This is a genomic window from Clostridium ragsdalei P11, assembly GCF_001675165.1.
Classification (GTDB): domain Bacteria; phylum Bacillota; class Clostridia; order Clostridiales; family Clostridiaceae; genus Clostridium_B; species Clostridium_B ragsdalei.
Genome location: NZ_LROS01000075.1, coordinates 45798 through 65918, shown reverse-complemented (window position 1 = coordinate 65918; position 20121 = coordinate 45798). Strand labels below are relative to the sequence as shown.

Sequence of the window (20121 nt, the reverse complement as noted above, 5' to 3'; positions counted from 1 at the left end):
TGTATCACATTTCTGGTACAGCTTTTTTAATATTGATTGAAAATTATCTTAATAAAATGGTATACTATCAGAAATAAGTATACCATTTTGGTAAAAATTTTACGGAGAAAAGGAAGTATAATATGGATTTTAATTATGTAGAGGATTTTGAAAATGGGATTATAATAAAAAATGTTCGAAATTTTGAATTAGCCCATATATTTGAATGTGGGCAGTGTTTTAGATGGCATAGAGAAGAAAATGGCAACTATATAGGCGTAAGTTTTGGAAAAGTAATAGAGGTAGAAAAAAAGGGAGAGGATGTGATTTTATATAACACATCGCAGCAGGATTTTAAGGAAATTTGGGCAGATTATTTTGATTTGTATAGGGACTATAATGAAATAAAAAATATACTTAGTAAAGATCCTGTTTTAAAGAAAGCTATAGAATTTGGAGAAGGAATCAGGTTATTAAAGCAGGATCCCTTTGAATTGATAGTTTCTTTTATAATATCTGCTAATAATAGAATCCCAATGATACAGAGAGCCATAAAAAATATAAGTGAAAAATGGGGAGAGCCTTTAGAATATAAAAATAAAGTTTATTACAGTTTTCCTAAAATAGATAAATTAAAGGAAGCCACTTTAGAAGAACTTGCTTCTTGTGGAACTGGTTTTAGAAATAAATATATTAAAGATACTGTATCAAAGATTTATTATAATGGAACTAAAACTAAAGAAAATTACGATGAAAAATATGATATTAATTGGATTAAAGATCAAGAGGATGAGGTATGCCATAAAGAACTTCAAAAGTTTATGGGTATAGGTCCTAAAGTATCAGATTGCATTATGCTTTTCTCTATGCAAAAATATTTTGCATTCCCTGTGGATGTATGGGTTAAGAGAGCTATGAACTATTTTTATCTAGCACCAGACGTATCACTAAAAAAAATAAGGGATTTTGGAATAAGCAAGTTTGGCAAGTTGTCAGGATTTGCACAGCAGTATTTATTTTATTATGTTAGGGAAAATAATATAAAGTTATAGAATAGCTATATATAGATGATAAAAATTCAGTGAAAAATTAGCATTCTTTATCTGGATCACTTATGCATATAATCTGTTCAAATTTATTTATTAAGGGAATGATGTGTGAAGGTGGATGTATTGGGGGACCGGCTACTATGATTTCTTCTATGAAAGCTAGAGGATAATTGATTAAATTTAGCAAGCAATCTGATAAAAAGTCTGTGCTTTCTAATGAAAAACTTGAAGAATTTAAAGATGTAAATCTTAAAAGATAAACTATAGGGTTTTTAAGTTAGAATACCGATATTGTTAAGTAAAATTTAATAAATTATACAAAAAACTGTGGTAAGATTTAATGTATATAACAAAATGAATTGAACATAATGAATATTAATTACATTAAATTAGGTGATATAGATTGAAAAAACTAAAAAGAATTTTAAAGAAATATAGACCATATATAGTGCTAGCAATTATATTGTTTATATTAATTGCAGTTGCATATGAATATTACAATAAATACATGTATATATTTAGAGATCCAAATAAAATAAAGAATTGGATTATGTCCTATGGCAAATATGGGGTAGTAGTATTTTTGTTTGTTCAATTTTTGCAGGTAGTTGCTTTTTTTATACCTGGAGAGATTGTCCAAATTGCAGGAGGATATATATATGGAACGTTGTTTGGAAGTATCATATCAATTTTAGGCATAACTTTTGGCAGCATAGCAGCTTATAGTATATCTAGAATTTATGGGAAGCCTCTTGTAAACAAAATAATATCTGACAAGGATTTAAAATTTTTTCATAAAATGTTGAATTTAGGCAGTATAAACTTTATAGTATTTTTGTTATATGTAATTCCAGGAATACCTAAGGATGTTCTGGCTTATATATGTGGAATATCGAACATTAGCTTTAAACACTTTATACTTTATTCAACTTTAGGAAGGTTGCCTGGAGTAATTATTTCAGCGTATTTTGGATCAAAAATATATACTGGAAATAGAATAGTTCTTATATTAATAGGAATCACAATGACACTTTTATTTGTAATAGGTGTGTTAAAAGGAGAAAAGATAATAGTTAAGATAACAAAAAATAAAACTTCAGAAAGCGATAAACAACTTTAATTGTATTGTTTATCGCTTTTCTAATCAATGAATCTTACTTAGTGGGAAAAGCAGAGAACTTAAATCTTTGATTTAAAGTGAATCGCTTTCTCTTTAGAGTTTTGTTTCTCCCACTAAGTTTAGATGAATTATCTAGGGGCGTAGCTACTGTTATCTCCCACTTTGATAGAAGTGGGAGTATTAGAGCAGGTAGTCATCGGATAAATTTTAAATGTTTTGTATATATAAGCCTAATTGGAAGATAATAATAGGTATGGTTTTACATATGAAAAGTTTATATATTAAGATATATATGAAATTAATAGTAATAAAGCGAAATAGCTATCTAATTAAAGAATAATCAAGATTTTTACTGTAAAATAGGTTAATAACTGGTAAATTTAAATTTGAAAATATAGATATTATTCATTATTATAATAATTGTATTAGCACTCACAATTAATGAGTGCTAACAATAAGAGCTAAAAATTAATTTTAAATACATTTAAAATATTTTTAAGGAGGGGTTTAGATGAAAATTAGACCACTTGGAGACAGAGTTGTAATTAAAAAATTAGAAGCTGAGGAAACTACAAAAAGCGGTATTGTTTTACCAGGAAGTGCTAAAGAAAAACCACAAGAAGCAGAAGTTGTGGCAGTAGGAATTGGTGGAACAGTAGATGGAAAAGAAGTTAAAATGGAAGTAAAAGTAGGAGATAAGGTGTTATTCTCCAAATATGCTGGAAATGAAGTAAAAATAGATGCACAAGAGTACACTATTTTAAAACAAGATGACATATTAGCTATAATTGAGTAGTTAATTAATTGAGAAAGATAAGTATCTTATATAACAGTTAGTTGTAAGGAGGGTTTTTTATGGCAAAAAGTATTTTATTTGGTGAAGATGCAAGAAAATCAATGCAAGAAGGCGTAAATAAGTTAGCAAATGCAGTAAAGGTTACACTTGGACCTAAGGGAAGAAATGTAGTACTTGATAAGAAATTTGGTTCACCACTTATCACAAATGATGGTGTTACAATAGCAAAGGAAATAGAATTAGAAGATCCATATGAAAATATGGGAGCACAGCTTGTAAAAGAAGTTGCTACAAAGACAAACGATGTAGCAGGAGATGGAACAACTACAGCTACTTTGCTTGCTCAAGCAATAATAAGAGAAGGATTAAAAAATGTTACAGCTGGAGCAAATCCAATGCTTATAAGACAAGGTATAAAGATGGCTGTAGACAAAGCTGTAGAAGAAATTAAGAAAGTTTCAACAACTGTAAAGGGAAAAGAAGATATAGCAAGAATTGCAGCTATATCAGCTTCTGATGAAGAAATAGGTAAATTAATAGCTGATGCCATGGAAAAGGTAGGCAATGAAGGTGTCATAACTGTTGAGGAATCAAAAACTATGGGAACTGAATTAGACGTAGTTGAAGGTATGCAGTTTGACAGAGGTTATTTAAGCCCATACATGGTTACTGATTCAGAAAAAATGGAAGCTGCAATAGAAGATCCATATATATTAATAACAGACAAGAAGATATCAAATATTCAAGATATATTACCATTACTTGAGAAAATAGTTCAACAAGGAAAGAAGTTACTTATAATAGCTGAAGATGTAGAAGGAGAAGCACTTGCAACTTTAGTTGTAAATAAGTTAAGAGGAACATTTACTTGTGTAGCAGTAAAAGCACCTGGATTTGGTGACAGAAGAAAAGAAATGCTTCAGGACATAGCAATACTTACTGGAGGACAGGTAATATCAGAAGAATTAGGAAGAGACTTAAAAGAAGCTGAATTAGAGGATTTAGGAAGAGCTGAATCTGTAAAGATAGATAAAGAAAACACTACTATAGTAAATGGACGAGGAGATAAGAAAGCCATAGCAGATAGAGTATCTCAGATTAAGGTTCAAATAGAAGAAACTACTTCAGATTTCGATAAAGAAAAACTTCAAGAAAGACTTGCAAAACTTGCAGGTGGAGTAGCTGTAGTAAAAGTTGGAGCAGCAACTGAAACTGAATTAAAAGAGAAAAAATTAAGAATAGAAGATGCTTTAGCAGCTACAAAAGCAGGTGTTGAAGAAGGTATGGGACCAGGAGGCGGAACTGCTTATATAAATGCAATTCCAGAAGTTGAAAAATTAACTTCAGATATACCAGATGTAAAAGTTGGTATAGATATAATAAGAAAAGCATTGGAAGAACCAATTAGACAGATAGCAAACAATGCTGGTGTTGAAGGTTCAGTAATAATTGAAAAAGTTAGAAATAGTAAAGTTGGCGTTGGATATGATGCATTAAAAGGTGAATATGTAAATATGGTAGAAAAGGGTATTGTAGACCCAACTAAGGTTACAAGATCAGCACTTCAAAATGCAGCATCCGTATCAGCTACATTCTTAACTACAGAAGCAGCAGTTGCAGATATTCCAGAAAAAGCACCTGCAGGTCCAGCAGCAGGAGCACCAGGAATGGGCGGAATGGAAGGAATGTACTAATCTAAAAGCAAATATAAATGAAAAATTGAACCCTAGCATTATGTAAATGCGGGGTTTAATTTTTATCCGATGACTATCTGCTCTAATACTCCCACTTTTCCAAGTTGGAGTCAAACTCCATCTGATGCTAAGAACTCTGTTTATATTAAGTAGCATAATAGAAAGTTTTTTAAATGCATGTATATATAGGGTACCTAAAGGGGAATCTATAATATAATTTAGGATTATTTTAAGTATATGAGGAATTTTTCATTGACAAAAAGAAAAAAATTGAATAAAATAGTGTAAATAGTTATTAAAAGAGATAGAAATTCATTAAAATTTGTAAAAAGTGAATATCTTTTGTCCAGCTCATATATACCCTCAATAAGGAAGGGAGTATCTACCGGAAGCCGTAAATTTCTGACTATGAGCGGAATTATTATGGTACAAGTCATATTAATTTCGCATACATATGGGAATTTAATATGGCTTTTTTATTAAATCTTATCAAAAATGATTAAGCAGAAATATATTATATTATGATTTAGGAGTGATTTTAATTGGCAAAAATTTTAAAAAAAGCATACACTTTCGATGATGTACTTTTAGTACCAAACAAATCAGAGGTCTTACCCAGAGAAGTTTCTCTAGCTACTAATCTAACTAAGACTATAAAGTTAAACATACCTCTTATGAGTGCAGGAATGGATACTGTTACAGACTCAAAAATGGCTATTGCTATGGCAAGAGAAGGCGGCATAGGTATAATACATAAAAATATGACCATAGAAGAACAGGCTATGGAAGTAGACAAGGTAAAAAGACAGGAAAATGGAGTAATAACAGATCCTTTCTTCCTTTCACCTGATAATAGTATAAATGATGCCCTTAGCCTTATGAGTAAGTATAGAATATCTGGAGTACCTATAACCGTAGAAGGGAAATTAGTTGGTATAATTACTAACAGAGATATAGTTTTTGAAACGAACTATGATAAGAAGATTTCCGAGGTTATGACAAGAGAAAAGCTAATAACAGCTCCAGAAGATACTACTATAGAAGAAGCTAAAGAGATATTAAAAACAAGTAAAATAGAAAAGCTACCTTTAGTAGACAAGAATAATAATTTAAGAGGACTTATAACCATAAAAGATATAGAAAAAGTAAAGAGATTCCCAAACAGTGCTAAGGATTCTAGAGGAAGGCTTTTATGTGGTGCTTCTGTAGGAGTTACAAAAGATATGATGGAAAGAGTAGATGCTCTTGTACAAGTAGGAGTTGATGTTTTAAATGTTGATACAGCTCACGGACATTCTAAGGGAGTTTTAGATGCAGTAAAAACTATAAAAGAAAAATATCCAAACGTACAAATTATTGCAGGAAATATTGCAACAGCAGAAGCTGCTAAAGATTTAATTGAATCTGGTGCAGATGCAATTAAGGTAGGTATTGGACCTGGATCTATATGTACTACTAGAGTAGTAGCAGGAGTAGGAGTTCCACAGCTTACTGCAGTAATGGACTGCGTAGAGGAAGCTAATAAATACGACATACCAGTTATTGCAGATGGAGGAATAAAATATTCAGGAGATATAGTAAAGGCATTAGCTGCTGGAGCAAAAGTAGTTATGATGGGATCAATGTTTGCAGGTTGTGAAGAAGCACCAGGTGAAACTGAAATATATAAAGGAAGAAGTTATAAAGTTTATAGAGGAATGGGTTCTCTAAGTGCTATGGCTTGTGGTAGTAAAGATAGATATTTTCAGGAAGGAAATAAAAAATTAGTTCCAGAAGGTGTAGAAGGAAGGGTCCCTTATAAAGGATCTGTAGCAGATACTGTATTCCAACTTTTAGGAGGAATACGTTCAGGAATGGGATATTTAGGATCACCTACTTTAAATGATTTGTATGAAAAAGCTACTTTTGTAGTTCAATCTTCAGCAGGACTTAGAGAAAGTCATCCACATGATATTTCCATGACTAAAGAAGCTCCAAATTACAGTGTTAGACAGTAAAAATTATAGTCCAATAGAAGTTTTTATAATATAATTGTATTTGTAATGTTTAATATAAAATGATTTTCTATAATTGGTTAGGAGGAAGTTCATGGAAAAGGAAATGGTCGTTGTAGTTGATTTTGGTGGACAATATAATCAACTCATAGCAAGAAGAGTTAGAGAAAATAATGTATACTGCGAAATACTTCCCTATACTTGCTCTATAGATAAGATAAAGGAAAAAAATCCTAATGGAATAATATTTACAGGTGGACCAAATAGCGTATATGGTGAAAATGCTCCTAGAATAAGTGAAGAGGTATTTAAATTGGGAGTACCTATTTTAGGCATATGTTATGGACATCAACTTATATGCAATATATTAGGCGGAAAAGTTAAAAGTGCAGAAGTAAGGGAATACGGAAAGACAAAGATAGAACTTGATGCAGATAGTGCTTTATTTTCTAATATAGATAAAAATCAAATCTCATGGATGAGTCATACAGATGTTGTATCAGAACCTCCAAAAGGATTTAAAGTAATAGCAAAGACCAATGGATGTCCTGTTGCAGCAATAGAAAACACTGATAAAAAAATATATGGAGTTCAATTCCATCCTGAAGTTGAACACACACCTTTTGGAAGAAAAATGCTTTCTAACTTCTTATTTAAGGTATGCAATTTAAAGGGAGATTGGTCTATGTCTTCCTTTGCAGATGAAAAGATAAAGTTAATAAGGGAAAAAGTCGGAAATAAGAAAGTAATATGTGCCATGTCCGGTGGAGTTGATTCTTCTGTGGCAGCAGTTCTTGTACATAAGGCTGTAGGTAAGCAGCTTACCTGTATATTTGTAGATCATGGCCTTTTGAGAAAAGATGAAGGCGATCAGGTAGAGCATGTATTTAAAAAGCAGTTTGACATGAACTTTATAAGAGTAAATGCTAGAGATAGATTTTTAGGGAAATTAGAAGGTGTATCAGATCCTGAAAAGAAGAGAAAGATAATAGGAGAAGAGTTTATAAGGGTATTTGAAGAAGAAGCTAAAAAACTAGGAGATATAAGCTTCTTAGTTCAAGGCACTATATACCCGGATGTAGTTGAGAGCGGTCTTGGAACCTCTGCAACTATAAAGAGCCATCATAACGTAGGTGGACTTCCAGAAGACATGGATTTTAAGCTTATAGAACCTCTTAGAGAATTGTTTAAAGACGAAGTTAGGGCAGTAGGAGAAAAGCTTGGTATACCTCATAAATTGGTTTGGAGACAGCCTTTCCCAGGACCTGGTCTTGCTATAAGAGTACTTGGAGAAATTACTGAAGAAAAGCTTGCAATAACAAGAGAAGCAGATGCTATATTTAGAGAAGAAATAGCTATTGCAGGACTAGATGAAAAGATATGGCAGTATTTTGCTTGCCTTCCTAATATACGTTCTGTTGGAGTAATGGGGGACGAAAGAACTTATTGCTATACAGTTGCACTGAGGGCTGTAGTATCCAGTGATGCCATGACTTGTGATTGGGCAAGAATACCTTATGATGTTTTAGATAAAGTAAGTAGAAGGATAGTAAATGAAGTTAAAGGAGTAAACAGAATTGTTTATGATGTAACTTCAAAACCACCTTCTACTATTGAATGGGAATAAAAGGTAAATATATTAAAATTTAATATTAGTAAAAATGGAGTGCTGTAGAAATACTTTTTAAAGTAGTTTTGCAGCACTCTATTTTTGTATATATGAAAAAATTTACCTAGAAAAGTCAACCAAATTGAGTATTAATAAGGCATATTAGTAATTGATAGAATTAAATTTTTATAATATACTGAAAATATATGATTATTTAAATTACGACAGAATAAACAATTATAACTTAAATTAGGCCACAAATTTACAAATATTTTATAATTGGGGTAGGAAGGAAGGGATTTATTATGATTTCCATAAACATACTGGAACAGTTAAAAGCTATATTAGAATTGCAATTAGATATGATACCTGGTGGAGTGTTATATCTAATTATTGAAGGAGACACATTTACATGGAGAAAAGCATCAAAACAATTTAATTTGGATATGTTTAAGGTTGGTGATAAATTAAATTCAAACAGTGTAGTAAGTAGAGCAATGAAAGAAAATAGAACATTGACAGAAAATATTCCCAGATATCTTTATGGGGTAAGATTAAAGACAATTGCAGAACCCTTAGTTGATGAAAATGGGAAAGTTGTTGGAGCACTTTCAATTGTATTTCCAAGGCTTCACCCTGTAGCAAAATCCTTTAATAATTTTGCACCTGTTTTATCCGAAATGTTTCCAGAAGGAGCTTTTATCTATTTGACTGATTTATATAAAGTAATGTATAGACAAGCATCAAAACAGTTTGATATTCCTACTGTAGTTGTAGGATATAAATTAATAGAAGGTGACATTGCAAAAGAGGTTATAGATAAGAAAAAGCAAGTTACACTAGAATTTGACAGTTCAAAGTATGGAATCCCTACTTTAGTTACATGTTTACCATTGTTCGATGAAGAAAATTCAAATGAAATTGTGGCCACATTAGGAATAATGATTCCAAAAAAAGTTGCAGGTGATCTAAGAGATATGTCTGCTAATCTTGAAAGTGGTATTTCTGGAATTGCTTCTGCAATTGAACAGTTATCAATATCTGCAACAAACATACACTCAAATGAAATGGATCTTAATAATGGTATTAAGGAAGTAATAAATTTGTCCGAAGAAATTAACAAAGTATCAGTGTTTATAAAAAATATTGCTGATGAAACAAATATGCTTGGCTTGAATGCTGCCATAGAGTCAGCTAGAGCAGGAGAAAACGGAAAAGGCTTTGAAGTTGTTGCACAGCAAATAAGAAAATTATCTAAACAATCAAAAGATACAGTTCCACAAATTAAGAAATTAACGGATAGCATCAAACAGAAAGTTGATGAAACTCGTGAAAAAAGCCAGGGTTCTTTATCAGAAAGTCAAGAACAAGCTTCTGCTACAGAAGAGATTACGGCGAGTATACAAGAATTGACTTCTATGTCAGCAGAATTAAATAAAATTGCACATAAATTGTAAAGGACATTATATTATAAACAGAGTTCTTGGCATCAGATGGAGTTTTGACTTCAGCTGATGCTTAGAAATCGTTATCCAGGGACGTAGCTGCTCTCAACGTACACTTGGAGAAGTGGGAATGTTAGAGCAGGTAGTCATCGGATAAAAATGTATTTAAGAGTGTATCATAACAGTATATGGTTGTGATACACTTTTAATATGTAATATATTAATACTTAACTTTCGCAGTTTAAAAACTTTGCGAAGCAAAGCTTTTAAAAATAACAAAGTTCAAATAACAAAGAACAGATAAAGATGATTTCCATCGTACCTCAGGAAATCTATAATTTTAATATTTTCTGACGTTAGGAAGAAAATTATCCTTATTTGATATTTGAACTTTGTTCTTTAAGAAAATTGTTTCGCAATATTTTTATATTAAGTCAAAATTTTATATGTGCGAAAGTTGAGTTAAGGAATAGTGTATTAGAAAAATTAATATATATTAAGAGATAAAAAGTAAAAATAAAAGGCAAATTTATTAATTTTTTAAGGTTTTTAGTATAAACTATTTTATAGATACACAATTATGGAGGTAAGATATGTTTAAAGGATGTTTAAACTTGGATTTGAGTAAATGTGAGAATTATTTAAAAAATTATGAGATAGAAGCCTTGGAACCTTTTATAAATCAGGCTCATGAAATGTTGCATAAGAAAACAGGAATAGGCGGTGAATTTACAGGATGGATTGGTTTACCTCTAAATTATGATAGAGAAGAGTTTGAGAGAATAAAAAAATGTGCGAAAAAAATTAGAGACAATTCTGATGTCCTTGTAGTTGTAGGAATAGGAGGGTCTTACCTGGGATCTAGAGCAGCTATAGAAATGTTAAGTCATACTTTCTATAATAATTTGCCTAGAGAAAAAAGAGGTGGTCCTGCAATATATTATCTGGGAAATAATATGAGTTCAACTTATATGGCAGACTTTATGGAAGTTATAGAGGGAAAAGATATATCTGTTGATGTAATATCCAAATCAGGTACCACAACAGAACCTGCCATAGCATTTAGAATGCTTAGAGAATTAGTTGAAAATAAATATGGCCATGAGGGAGCAAAGGAAAGAATATTTGCTACAACGGATAAGAAAAAAGGTGCACTAAAATCTGTGGCAGATATGGAAGGATATGAAACCTTTGTAATTCCAGATGATGTTGGAGGAAGATTTTCTGTACTCACAGCAGTAGGGATGCTTCCAATAGCTGTAGCCGGCATTAATATAGATCAATTAATGCAAGGTGCTGCAGATGCAGTTATTGCCTATGGAAATTCAAAGTTAGATAAAAATGATGCCTATAAATATGCAGCAGTGAGAAATATTTTACAGAGAAAGGGTAAATCTATAGAAATATTAGCTAATTTTGAACCATGTTTGCATTATTTTGGAGAATGGTGGAAACAACTGTATGGAGAGAGTGAAGGAAAAGATAATAGAGGAATATTTCCAGCAGCAGTAGATTTTTCAACAGATCTTCATTCTATGGGACAATATATACAAGACGGATTTAGAAGTTTAATTGAAACCTTTATAAATGTTGAGAAGCCAAGAAAAGAGGTTACAATAAAGTTAGATGAAGGAAACCTTGATGGATTAAATTTTATTGCAGGAAAAACTATGAACTTTGTAAACCAACAAGCCTTTAGAGGTGCAGTTTTAGCCCATAGTGATGGAAATGTACCTTGTATAGTATTAAATGTACCTGAATTGACAGCGTATTATTTTGGACATATGGTGTATTTCTTTGAAAAGTCATGTGCTGTAAGCGGCTATCTTATGGGAATAAACCCTTTTGATCAACCTGGTGTTGAAAAATATAAGAAAAATATGTTTGCACTCCTTGGAAAACCTGGTTATGAAAATATGAAATTAGAACTTGAAAAACAGATATAGAGTTTTTAAGCAAAAATCAACTTATACTTCGGATATTTTTTGCAACCTTAAGCTCGTTAAACATTTTGATAAGGCTAAGCAAAAAATTTAAAAGAGCTTCATTATTGTAAAAATATGACTGAGTGTAAGTTGATTTTTAAGTTAGAAAAACTATAAAGCAGCTTTCAAATGAGAAATTCTAGAAATATTTTTATAAATTATCTGTTAAATGTGTAAATATAATATATAATAGGAAGTGTTGTAATATATTTTATAGGTGTAGGGGGAAGTTATTTGAAAAAGTATTTTATAAAAAGATTTGTAATATTTACACTTATATTTTTTGTGTTATATTTTATTAACCTGCAGGATAAAAATTTAGGATCAGTTTTTAAAATTATTGGCATTTCTTTATTGTCAGGTGGGTGTCTTGGAGGACTTATGCTTTTGCTAAAGATTACCTTCGGAAAGATGGGACAAAAAAGAAATCAATAGTAAAGGAGAAAATACGTAAAATTATACGTTGTGGATTAGATGAAAATATTAGTAGATGCAGATGCCTGTCCTGGAAAGTCTATAATAGAAAATGTTGCTAGAGAAAACAATGTGGAAGTTATAATGTACTGCGATATAAATCATATTTTAAGCAGCAATTATAGTACTATTAAGTACGTGGATGGTGGATTTCAAAGTGTAGATATGGTTCTTATAAATAAAGTTGAAAGTGGAGATATAGTTATAAGTCAGGATTATGGGGTAGCAGCTATGACTTTAGGTAAAAAAGCTTATGCTATAAATCCTAAAGGGTACATATATGATGACAATAATATGGATCAACTTCTTTTTGAAAGACATATATCTTCAAAAATAAGAAGGTCAGGGGGAAAAACTTTCAGCCCTAAGAAAAGGACAAAACAAGATGATGAGAGACTTGAAAAAAATTTACTTAAATTAATATCCAGGTATAAGGCATTTTCAAAGAAATAACTAGTCAGTATGCTAGCCTATTTTTTATCAGACTGCGTCGGTAGAACCCTTAGATAGGATTCACTATCTGCGGAACCTGCCTCCTTGTCAGATAAAAAATATCCTTCGCATTTTTGACTTGTTATTTTCTTTCAAATGCCTAAGGCTAATTAGTGTAGATAATTTTTACAAACGAGAATAGGATACTCCTTTTAAAGTAGTTTACTTTTAAAGGGAGTATTTTTGATTTTAGCTAAGTCTCAATATTGTGATAGATTGAAATATTCCAATTTATTGACCTAGTGTTAAATTATAATAGAAATATACAAAAAATACTATTACAGAATATGGAACTATAGTATAATAAATTTATGGGAATTAGTTCCTAGGAATATTATTTTACATGGGGGATGATGTAGATGAATGAACTTGCTATAAGCTGTAATCTAGAAAGTCCACAGGAGCAAAAATCAAAAATTATTATAAATATATATAATGACTTAAAAGAAAAACTTGTTTATAAGTATATGATTGGATGCAATGGAACCTGGAGTGTATTAAAGGATTTTACAAAAAATGAGAGTGTAGAGTGGATTCCAAAGAATGAAGGAAAGTATATATTAATGGTACAAGCTAAAAAGTTAAATGGAAGTAAAAGCTTTGATTATGTATCCAGGATGGACTATGTAATAGGAAAAGTAGAGGAAAAATTAATAACTGCTGTACATATGGATAAGAAGAAATTAAAATTAGGTGATAAATTAAATATAACAGTTAATACATCTAAAATGCCTCTTATGTTTAGATACTGGATAAAAATAAAAGATGAATGGGAAATGATAAAAGACTATTGTGCTGAAAATACACTTTCCTGGACAGTTAAAAGTGACGGAAAATGTCAAATATTAGTAGAGTGTAAAAATGTGGACTCAAAAAATAAATATGATGACTTTAAAATTGAAGAATTTCAGGTGCTTCCCCTAAAAGAAATTAGGATAACGGATTTTAAGTGTCTGACTGGTAAAATTTTAGAAGATTCTGAACTTACTTTTCAAGTAGATGCACAGTATGATATAGATAGAACTATACTTTATAAATTTTTTAAAATAAGTTCTAATGGCCAGGTACAGTGTGTACAAAATTATTCTACCAAGAGGACGGTAAGTTATGTGGAACATAAGAGCGGTGAGTACAAGCTCTTATGTATGGTAAAAGACATGTACTCCCAAAATAAATTTGACGATAGGGCTATGCTTAATTTTGAAGTTAAAAAGTACAGTAAAATTTATATAAAAAGTTTTATTACAGATATAAATTACCCACAATTATGTGGAACAAAAGTAACTTTAAAGGCTGAAACTATAGGTGGAAGAGAGCTTTTATACAGGTACATAATTTATGGGAAATCCAGTGACGATTCTGGATATACTCATTCTAATAGTTATGTTTGGGAAAGTAAGGCTCCAGGAGATTACAAGATAACTTTGATGGTGAAGGATAAATCCTTTCAGGGAAGTTATGAGGCTATGGAACATTTAAATTATGTTATAGATGAGAGAAGCGATGAACCTGTCAAAATTGAAAAAGTTTTAATGGATAAAAATGACCATGTGCTAATAAATGAAAATATTAATGTAGAGGTAGAAGCATCGGGAGGGGTGGATCTTAGATACTCATTTATAATAAGGGAAAAGGCAGCAGAGTTATACAAAATAAATTATTGTAAAAATAACCACATGAAATTTATTCCTAAAAAGGAAGGGAATTATGAACTGGAGGTTAGAGTAAAAGATAAATATTCAAAGAGAGAATACGACTGTCATTCCATAATAAATATAACGGTCCTAAGCTATATACCTGCTGCAATTGATTATGTGTTGTATCCAGCAAGAGAGTATTATTTAGTAGGAGATAAAATTTCTATAAATTGTATAGTTCAAAATACTAGAAATGTGGTTATGAAATATGTGCTTAATATAAATAATCATCAGGTGGAAGAGACGGATTTTGTGAGTGAAAAGACCTATGTGTTTATACCAAAATACAGTGGTAGATATAAGGTAGATATATTTGCAAAAAATGTTAAAGGAACCAGAGAATTTGATTGCAAAAAGGAAGTTACAATTAAAGTAAATGAAGCACTACCTGTAACAAATACGAGAATAACCTGTGACAGTGCAGATTTTATATGCAATAAACCAGTTATATTTACAGCTCATAGTGAAGGGGGTAAAGATGTACTATATGAATTTTATATAATGGAAAAAGGGGATTGGAATTTAGTTCAAAACTATAGTAAAAAAAATTACTATACATTTATTCCCTTTGAAAAAGACGAATACAAAGTGCTTGTACTTAGTAAAAGCCAGTACAATAAAGTGTTTTATGAAGATTATACCATATTTTCCTTTAAAGTTAATTGAATGGGTATAAAGTTATCATATATTAATACGATGAAAATGAGTAGATTATGTTTTTAAGCAGGTGAAAAAATGAGTGTAAATAACGTAAGTAATGAGAATCAAAATACAAATCTTCAAAAAGTATTACAATATGAGATGATGACTCAAATATTAAAACAAGCCTTTGGAGATTCTGATTCCTTTCAACTTGTAATGGAAAGCTTAACTAAAGCATTATCAGACAGCAGTGGAAATATTGACTTGTCTAAATTAAATTTGGGACAAGAAGATCTTAGTAAACTAGGATATGGGGCAGGCCAAAGGTTAAATACTGTCTATAATAGTGTAAAAAGTGACATACAGAGTGGGTCTGCAAGTATTGATGAGGCAATTGCAAATGCTTCAAGAAAATACGGGGTGGATGCTAATTTAATAAAGGCAGTTATAAAACAAGAATCTGATTTTAATCCAAATTCTACATCCGGTGCAGGAGCTGAAGGACTTATGCAGCTTATGCCAGGTACTGCTAGAGAACTTGGGGTCAGTGACCCATATAACATAGATCAGAATGTAGATGGAGGTACTAAATACTTAAAAGAAATGCTTAATATGTATGGAAACAACAAGGAACTTGCACTAGCTGCATATAATGCGGGTCCCGGCACTTTGCAGTCTAGGGGTGTTAGCAGTACTTCGGGTATTTCAAGATTACCTTATGAAACGAGAGATTATGTACAAAAAGTTATGAAATATTACGGAAAATAGTAGGGCTTTTTCTAATGACATTTATATAAAATTGTAACAAATACTTAATTATACAAAATACAGGATATTAGTAAAATATATTAATATCCTGTATTTTTGTGCGGTGCCAAGAATTATACTTATGCAGTAATTAGGTCAATTGTCTGAATTTTGGACTAAGAATTAATAATTAAAAGTGAATAGTGAATGAGGATTTTTCTCCACTATGCTGTGAAAAATCTTATATTTAAAGCTTATTGAAGCTTTGCTTTAATAACGCTATATTTTAGATTTTCTGAAGTTTTAACGAAAGAAAATTGTCCATAACTATTAATTCTTAATTATAATAGTATATTTTCTATAAATGCAGAAAAGGGTATAATATATGAGAGGAGGCGAAAATATGGATAGAATAGACAAGGTTTTAGCAAATTTAGGCTTTGGAACAAGAAAAGAGATAAAAGCTGTAGTAAAAAATGGAGAAGTAAAAATAGATGGCACTGTTATAAAAGATAGTTCTATGAAAATAGATCCTGATAAAAGCACAATAGAAGTTGGAGGTAATGTTGTAGAGTACAAAAAAAATATATATTTATTAATGAATAAGCCTCAAGGAGTAGTGTCGGCAACTTTTGACAATTATGATGAAACAGTTATAGACATTTTAGAGCCTGAGTATCAGGCATTTAAACCATTTCCAGTAGGAAGGCTAGATAAAGATACGGAAGGACTTTTGCTTATTACAAATGATGGTGAGCTAAATCACAGGATGATATCACCTAAAAATCATGTAGACAAAGTTTACTATGCTGAAATAGATAAGTATTTGGATGAAAGAGATGTAAATAGGTTTAAAAAAGGAATACAACTAAAAGATGGTTATAAATGTTTACCGGGTAAACTACATATTATGGAATCGAATGAAGATGGTGCTAAGGTAGAAGTTACTATACAGGAAGGAAAGTTTCATCAAGTTAAAAGAATGTTTAATGCATTAGGAAAAAATGTAGTTTATTTAAAGAGAATAAAATTTGGACCTATGGAGTTGGATAAAGATCTAAATTTGGGAGAATATAGGGAATTATCTAAAAATGAGATTGAAAGTATAAAAAGAATTTAAATATGAATTAAATTCAATCATAATTATATTAAATTTACAATTATATGTGCATAAATGTATCAGATTTTACTTGATATTTTATTCAAGTTTTACTATAATTAAGTTGCAAGGATAAATAAAAGGAATGAATAGCCCCCTTTTTATTTATGAGCAAAACAGTCCATGCCCCAATGGGCTGTTTTTGCTTTTTTGAATTTAATTATCTACAATTTTATAGATTAATGTTTTAATACGTGATAAAATTAAAGGGGGAATATTAACATTAAATGTACATGAATAAGGAGTGTAGTTCATGGAAGAATATAAATCTAAATTACAGAGTAAAGAAATGGATTACTTGTGTGAGGCAGTATTGTCTTTAAAGACAAAAGAAGAGTGTTATAGATTCTTTGAGGATATATGTACTATAAATGAAATAAAGGCATTAGAACAGAGGCTTCAGGTAGCTAGAATGTTGAAAAACAAAAAAACGTATTTGGACATTGCAGCTGCAACAGGGGCAAGTACTGCTACCATAAGTAGGGTCAATAGGTGTTTGAATTATGGAAGTGACGGTTATAAGATAGTCTTAGGAAGATTAAAATAATATATTCAATCAGTACAAATAAATTTTTTCGTGTGTTGATAAAAATATCAGCACATTTTTTATGCTTTTCATGATTAAATTAATTGTAGAATGTTATAATATTAAACAGGAAGTATCTCTGTATCTACTTTAAATTAGGGGAGATAAACAGAGTTCTTGGTTTCAGGTGGAGTTTTTTATCCATCTGAAACTTATTAACAGGATTCTTAGTGCTTTAGCACTTAGAAGGCGTTATCCTTTAGGGAAAATCGTTATCCAGGGGCGTAGCAGCCGTTATGCACAGCATAAGAACTCTAAATCGCTGAAGCTCAAGAGTTCTAATATTCCCAACTTTATAAGAAAAGCAGATATCCCAAATCTTTGATTTGGTGATAGTCGCTTTCGCTGTGTGAGATGGGGGTATTACGGCTGGTAGCCATCGGATAAACAAACAGGAGTGAATGTTATGGATTTAAAAAGCCTTTTGAATAAAGAACAGTATGAAGCAGCAGTATATGTAGACGGTCCTCTATTGATTTTAGCTGGGGCAGGTTCTGGAAAGACCAGAGTTTTAACTTATAGAATTGCTCATATGATTAAGGATATGAATATATATCCTTCTAAAATACTGGCTATAACTTTTACTAATAAGGCTGCAGGAGAGATGAAAGACAGGATAAAAGAATTAGTAGGAGATGAAGTAGATGGAATGTGGGTATCTACATTTCATTCAAGCTGTGTAAGAATACTTAGAAGAGAAATAGATAAATTAGAATATAATAAGAATTTTGCAATATATGATAGTTATGATCAAAAAGTACTTATAAAACAGTGTATGAAAGAGTTAAATATAAGTGACAAGGATATAACTGACAGAGAGATAATAAATAAAATTAGTGGACAAAAAGATAATTTAATATCTCCACAGCAATTTAAAAAAGAAAATGAAGGAAACTTCAGAATGAATAGAATTGCAGATGTTTATTTGTTATATCAAAAAAAACTCAAGGATAACAATGCATTGGATTTTGATGATCTTATATATAAAACTGTACAGCTTTTTAAGGAAAATGAAGATGTACTGGAATTTTATCAGAGAAAGTTTAAGTACATAATGGTAGACGAATATCAAGATACCAATAGATCTCAATACGAGTTTGTAAGGCTTCTTGCAAAGGCACATAAAAATATATGTGTAGTAGGAGACGATGATCAATGTATTTATGCTTGGAGAGGTGCGGACATAAAAAATATTTTGGATTTTGAAAAAGATTATCCAAATGCAAAGGTAATAAAGTTAGAGCAAAATTATAGATCCAAGGGTAATATATTGAAGGCAGCTAATGATGTCATAAGTAATAATTCAAATAGAAAAGAAAAAATACTGAGAACTGAAAGTGAAAATGGAGACAAAATAAAATTATATAGGGCTTATTCAGATATAGATGAAGGCAGGTATATTGCATCTAAGATCAAAGAAATACTAAAAGAGGATGAAAGCAAACATTATAAGGATTTTGCAATACTTTATAGAACTAATGCCCAATCCCGTATATTTGAAGATGTATTTATGAAATCAAATATTCCCTATAGAATTATTGGAGGCTTAAAGTTCTACGACAGAAAAGAAATAAAGGATATTATGGCTTATTTAAAGTTTATAAATAATCCTTTAGATGATGTTAGTTTAAGAAGGATAATAAATGTGCCAAAGAGAAGTATAGGGGATTCTACAGTACAGAAAATACAGGATTTTGCTAATTCTATGAATGAGTCCATGTACAACGTACTTTTAGCTATAGATGAAGTTTTAAATTTAACAAAGAGAAATATTAATTGCATAAATAAATTTGTAAGCCTTATAAACAGTTTTATAAGAAGCAGGGACAAGATTACTGTGTCCAGTCTTATAAAGGAGATATTAGATACTACTGGATATTTAGAGGAACTTAAAGATTCAAATGAGGCAGATAGTATAAGCAGGGTAGAAAATCTACAGGAGCTTGTGTCTGCTGCTGCAGAGTTTGAAACTTCTTCAGAAGATCCGTCTCTTTCTGCATTTTTAGAGAAGGTGACTTTGGTTTCAGATGTAGATAATTTTGATCAAGATGCTGACTCAGTTGTACTTATGACAGTACATAGTGCTAAAGGATTAGAGTTTCCTGTAGTCTTTATGGCGGGAATGGAAAATGGAATATTTCCGGGAACCCAGTCTTTAAATGAGTTTAAGGAAATGGAAGAGTCTAGAAGGCTTTGTTATGTTGGAATAACTAGAGCTAAGGAAAAACTTTATATGACTTCTGCGGAAACCAGAAGGGTATTTGGAAGAATGGTATCTTACCAGCAGTCCAGTTTTATAAGTGAGATATCTCATGACCTTATAGAGTATGATAGTTTAAAAAAATCCAATTTTACTAGTCCTATAAATAAGCAATTAAACAAAAATACTTTTTCCTGGGGTAAAAAGGTTCACCAGAGCAGCTTGATAGAAAATCCAGTATCTCCTTCTGTAGAAAATGTACCAAAGGGTAATTATTTAAAACTAGAGAATATAAAAGAAGGAACAAAAGTTAAACATGGAAAGTTTGGATTAGGGACTATTGTAAGTATATCTAAAAGTGGCAGTGATATAAAACTTACTATAGTTTTTGATAAGATGGGAATAAAAAATTTAATGTACGGAGTAGCACCGCTGGAAGCTGTATAAGTTGCA

15 protein-coding genes, 1 pseudogene and 1 riboswitch are annotated in these 20121 nt (G+C 30.9%); all 16 genes and pseudogenes read left to right on the top strand.

Features of this window, described 5'->3' with window-relative positions:
* Window positions 1–122: 122 nt before the first annotated feature.
* The 16 genes and pseudogenes from CLRAG_RS18270 (at window position 123) to pcrA (ending at window position 20115) form a co-directional block, all read left to right on the top strand.
* Complete coding sequence (locus CLRAG_RS18270; RefSeq protein ID WP_065079704.1) at window positions 123–1031, top strand: DNA-3-methyladenine glycosylase family protein; 909 nt, start codon at window positions 123–125, stop codon at window positions 1029–1031.
* Window positions 1032–1117: 86 nt separating this feature from the next.
* Window positions 1118–1288 (top strand): annotated as a pseudogene (locus tag CLRAG_RS21335) (4Fe-4S dicluster domain-containing protein); the annotation flags it as partial.
* Window positions 1289–1431: 143 nt separating this feature from the next.
* Entirely contained in the window at window positions 1432–2148 is a 717-nt protein-coding gene (locus CLRAG_RS18265) for a TVP38/TMEM64 family protein (RefSeq protein ID WP_065079703.1), read from the top strand.
* Between the two features lie 511 nt (window positions 2149–2659).
* Window positions 2660–2944 (top strand): co-chaperone GroES, encoded by a 285-nt coding sequence (groES, locus tag CLRAG_RS18260; RefSeq protein WP_013240324.1) that lies wholly within the window; start codon window positions 2660–2662, stop codon window positions 2942–2944.
* Between the two features lie 59 nt (window positions 2945–3003).
* Entirely contained in the window at window positions 3004–4638 is a 1635-nt protein-coding gene (gene groL, locus CLRAG_RS18255) for a chaperonin GroEL (protein ID WP_065079702.1), read from the top strand.
* A gap of 331 nt (window positions 4639–4969) precedes the next feature.
* Window positions 4970–5067, top strand: a riboswitch (purine riboswitch).
* Between the two features lie 113 nt (window positions 5068–5180).
* A complete protein-coding gene (gene guaB / locus CLRAG_RS18250; RefSeq protein ID WP_065079701.1) occupies window positions 5181–6635 on the top strand; it encodes an IMP dehydrogenase in 1455 nt (484 codons plus the stop codon).
* A 91-nt stretch (window positions 6636–6726) separates the two neighbouring features.
* Entirely contained in the window at window positions 6727–8259 is a 1533-nt protein-coding gene (guaA, locus tag CLRAG_RS18245) for a glutamine-hydrolyzing GMP synthase (RefSeq protein WP_065079700.1), read from the top strand.
* Window positions 8260–8546: 287 nt separating this feature from the next.
* Window positions 8547–9698, top strand: coding sequence for a methyl-accepting chemotaxis protein (locus tag CLRAG_RS18240; protein WP_065079699.1), 1152 nt, complete (start codon window positions 8547–8549; stop codon window positions 9696–9698).
* 581 nt (window positions 9699–10279) lie between these two features.
* Window positions 10280–11632: a glucose-6-phosphate isomerase gene (locus CLRAG_RS18235; RefSeq protein ID WP_065079698.1), complete on the top strand. Its 1353-nt coding sequence runs from the start codon at window positions 10280–10282 to the stop codon at window positions 11630–11632.
* Window positions 11633–11905: 273 nt separating this feature from the next.
* A complete protein-coding gene (locus CLRAG_RS18230) occupies window positions 11906–12106 on the top strand; it encodes a hypothetical protein (RefSeq protein WP_013240314.1) in 201 nt (66 codons plus the stop codon).
* A 39-nt stretch (window positions 12107–12145) separates the two neighbouring features.
* On the top strand, window positions 12146–12598 hold the full coding sequence (locus CLRAG_RS18225; RefSeq protein WP_065079697.1) for a YaiI/YqxD family protein: 453 nt from the start codon (window positions 12146–12148) through the stop codon (window positions 12596–12598).
* A 398-nt stretch (window positions 12599–12996) separates the two neighbouring features.
* Window positions 12997–15000 (top strand): triple tyrosine motif-containing protein, encoded by a 2004-nt coding sequence (locus CLRAG_RS18220; RefSeq protein WP_065079696.1) that lies wholly within the window; start codon window positions 12997–12999, stop codon window positions 14998–15000.
* Between the two features lie 69 nt (window positions 15001–15069).
* Window positions 15070–15744, top strand: coding sequence for a lytic transglycosylase domain-containing protein (locus tag CLRAG_RS18215; RefSeq protein ID WP_065079695.1), 675 nt, complete (start codon window positions 15070–15072; stop codon window positions 15742–15744).
* 382 nt (window positions 15745–16126) lie between these two features.
* Window positions 16127–16843, top strand: a complete 717-nt coding sequence (locus CLRAG_RS18210) for a pseudouridine synthase (protein ID WP_065079694.1) — start codon at window positions 16127–16129, stop codon at window positions 16841–16843.
* Window positions 16844–17135: 292 nt separating this feature from the next.
* A complete protein-coding gene (locus CLRAG_RS18205) occupies window positions 17136–17429 on the top strand; it encodes a YerC/YecD family TrpR-related protein (protein ID WP_063556227.1) in 294 nt (97 codons plus the stop codon).
* A 445-nt stretch (window positions 17430–17874) separates the two neighbouring features.
* Window positions 17875–20115, top strand: coding sequence for a DNA helicase PcrA (gene pcrA, locus CLRAG_RS18200; RefSeq protein ID WP_065079693.1), 2241 nt, complete (start codon window positions 17875–17877; stop codon window positions 20113–20115).
* Window positions 20116–20121: the final 6 nt, after the last annotated feature.

Excerpts from the sequence above, each read along its gene's own strand:
- groES (WP_013240324.1), top strand. The coding sequence starts at position 2,660 with ATGAAAATTAGACCACTTGGAGACAGAGTTGTAATTAAAAAATTAGAA.
- pcrA (WP_065079693.1), top strand. The coding sequence starts at position 17,875 with ATGGATTTAAAAAGCCTTTTGAATAAAGAACAGTATGAAGCAGCAGTA.
- CLRAG_RS18220 (WP_065079696.1), top strand. The coding sequence starts at position 12,997 with ATGAATGAACTTGCTATAAGCTGTAATCTAGAAAGTCCACAGGAGCAA.
- CLRAG_RS18270 (WP_065079704.1), top strand. The coding sequence starts at position 123 with ATGGATTTTAATTATGTAGAGGATTTTGAAAATGGGATTATAATAAAA.
- CLRAG_RS18215 (WP_065079695.1), top strand. The coding sequence starts at position 15,070 with ATGAGTGTAAATAACGTAAGTAATGAGAATCAAAATACAAATCTTCAA.
- CLRAG_RS18205 (WP_063556227.1), top strand. The coding sequence starts at position 17,136 with ATGGAAGAATATAAATCTAAATTACAGAGTAAAGAAATGGATTACTTG.
- CLRAG_RS18210 (WP_065079694.1), top strand. The coding sequence starts at position 16,127 with ATGGATAGAATAGACAAGGTTTTAGCAAATTTAGGCTTTGGAACAAGA.
- CLRAG_RS18225 (WP_065079697.1), top strand. The coding sequence starts at position 12,146 with ATGAAAATATTAGTAGATGCAGATGCCTGTCCTGGAAAGTCTATAATA.
- CLRAG_RS18240 (WP_065079699.1), top strand. The coding sequence starts at position 8,547 with ATGATTTCCATAAACATACTGGAACAGTTAAAAGCTATATTAGAATTG.
- groL (WP_065079702.1), top strand. The coding sequence starts at position 3,004 with ATGGCAAAAAGTATTTTATTTGGTGAAGATGCAAGAAAATCAATGCAA.
- guaA (WP_065079700.1), top strand. The coding sequence starts at position 6,727 with ATGGAAAAGGAAATGGTCGTTGTAGTTGATTTTGGTGGACAATATAAT.
- CLRAG_RS18235 (WP_065079698.1), top strand. The coding sequence starts at position 10,280 with ATGTTTAAAGGATGTTTAAACTTGGATTTGAGTAAATGTGAGAATTAT.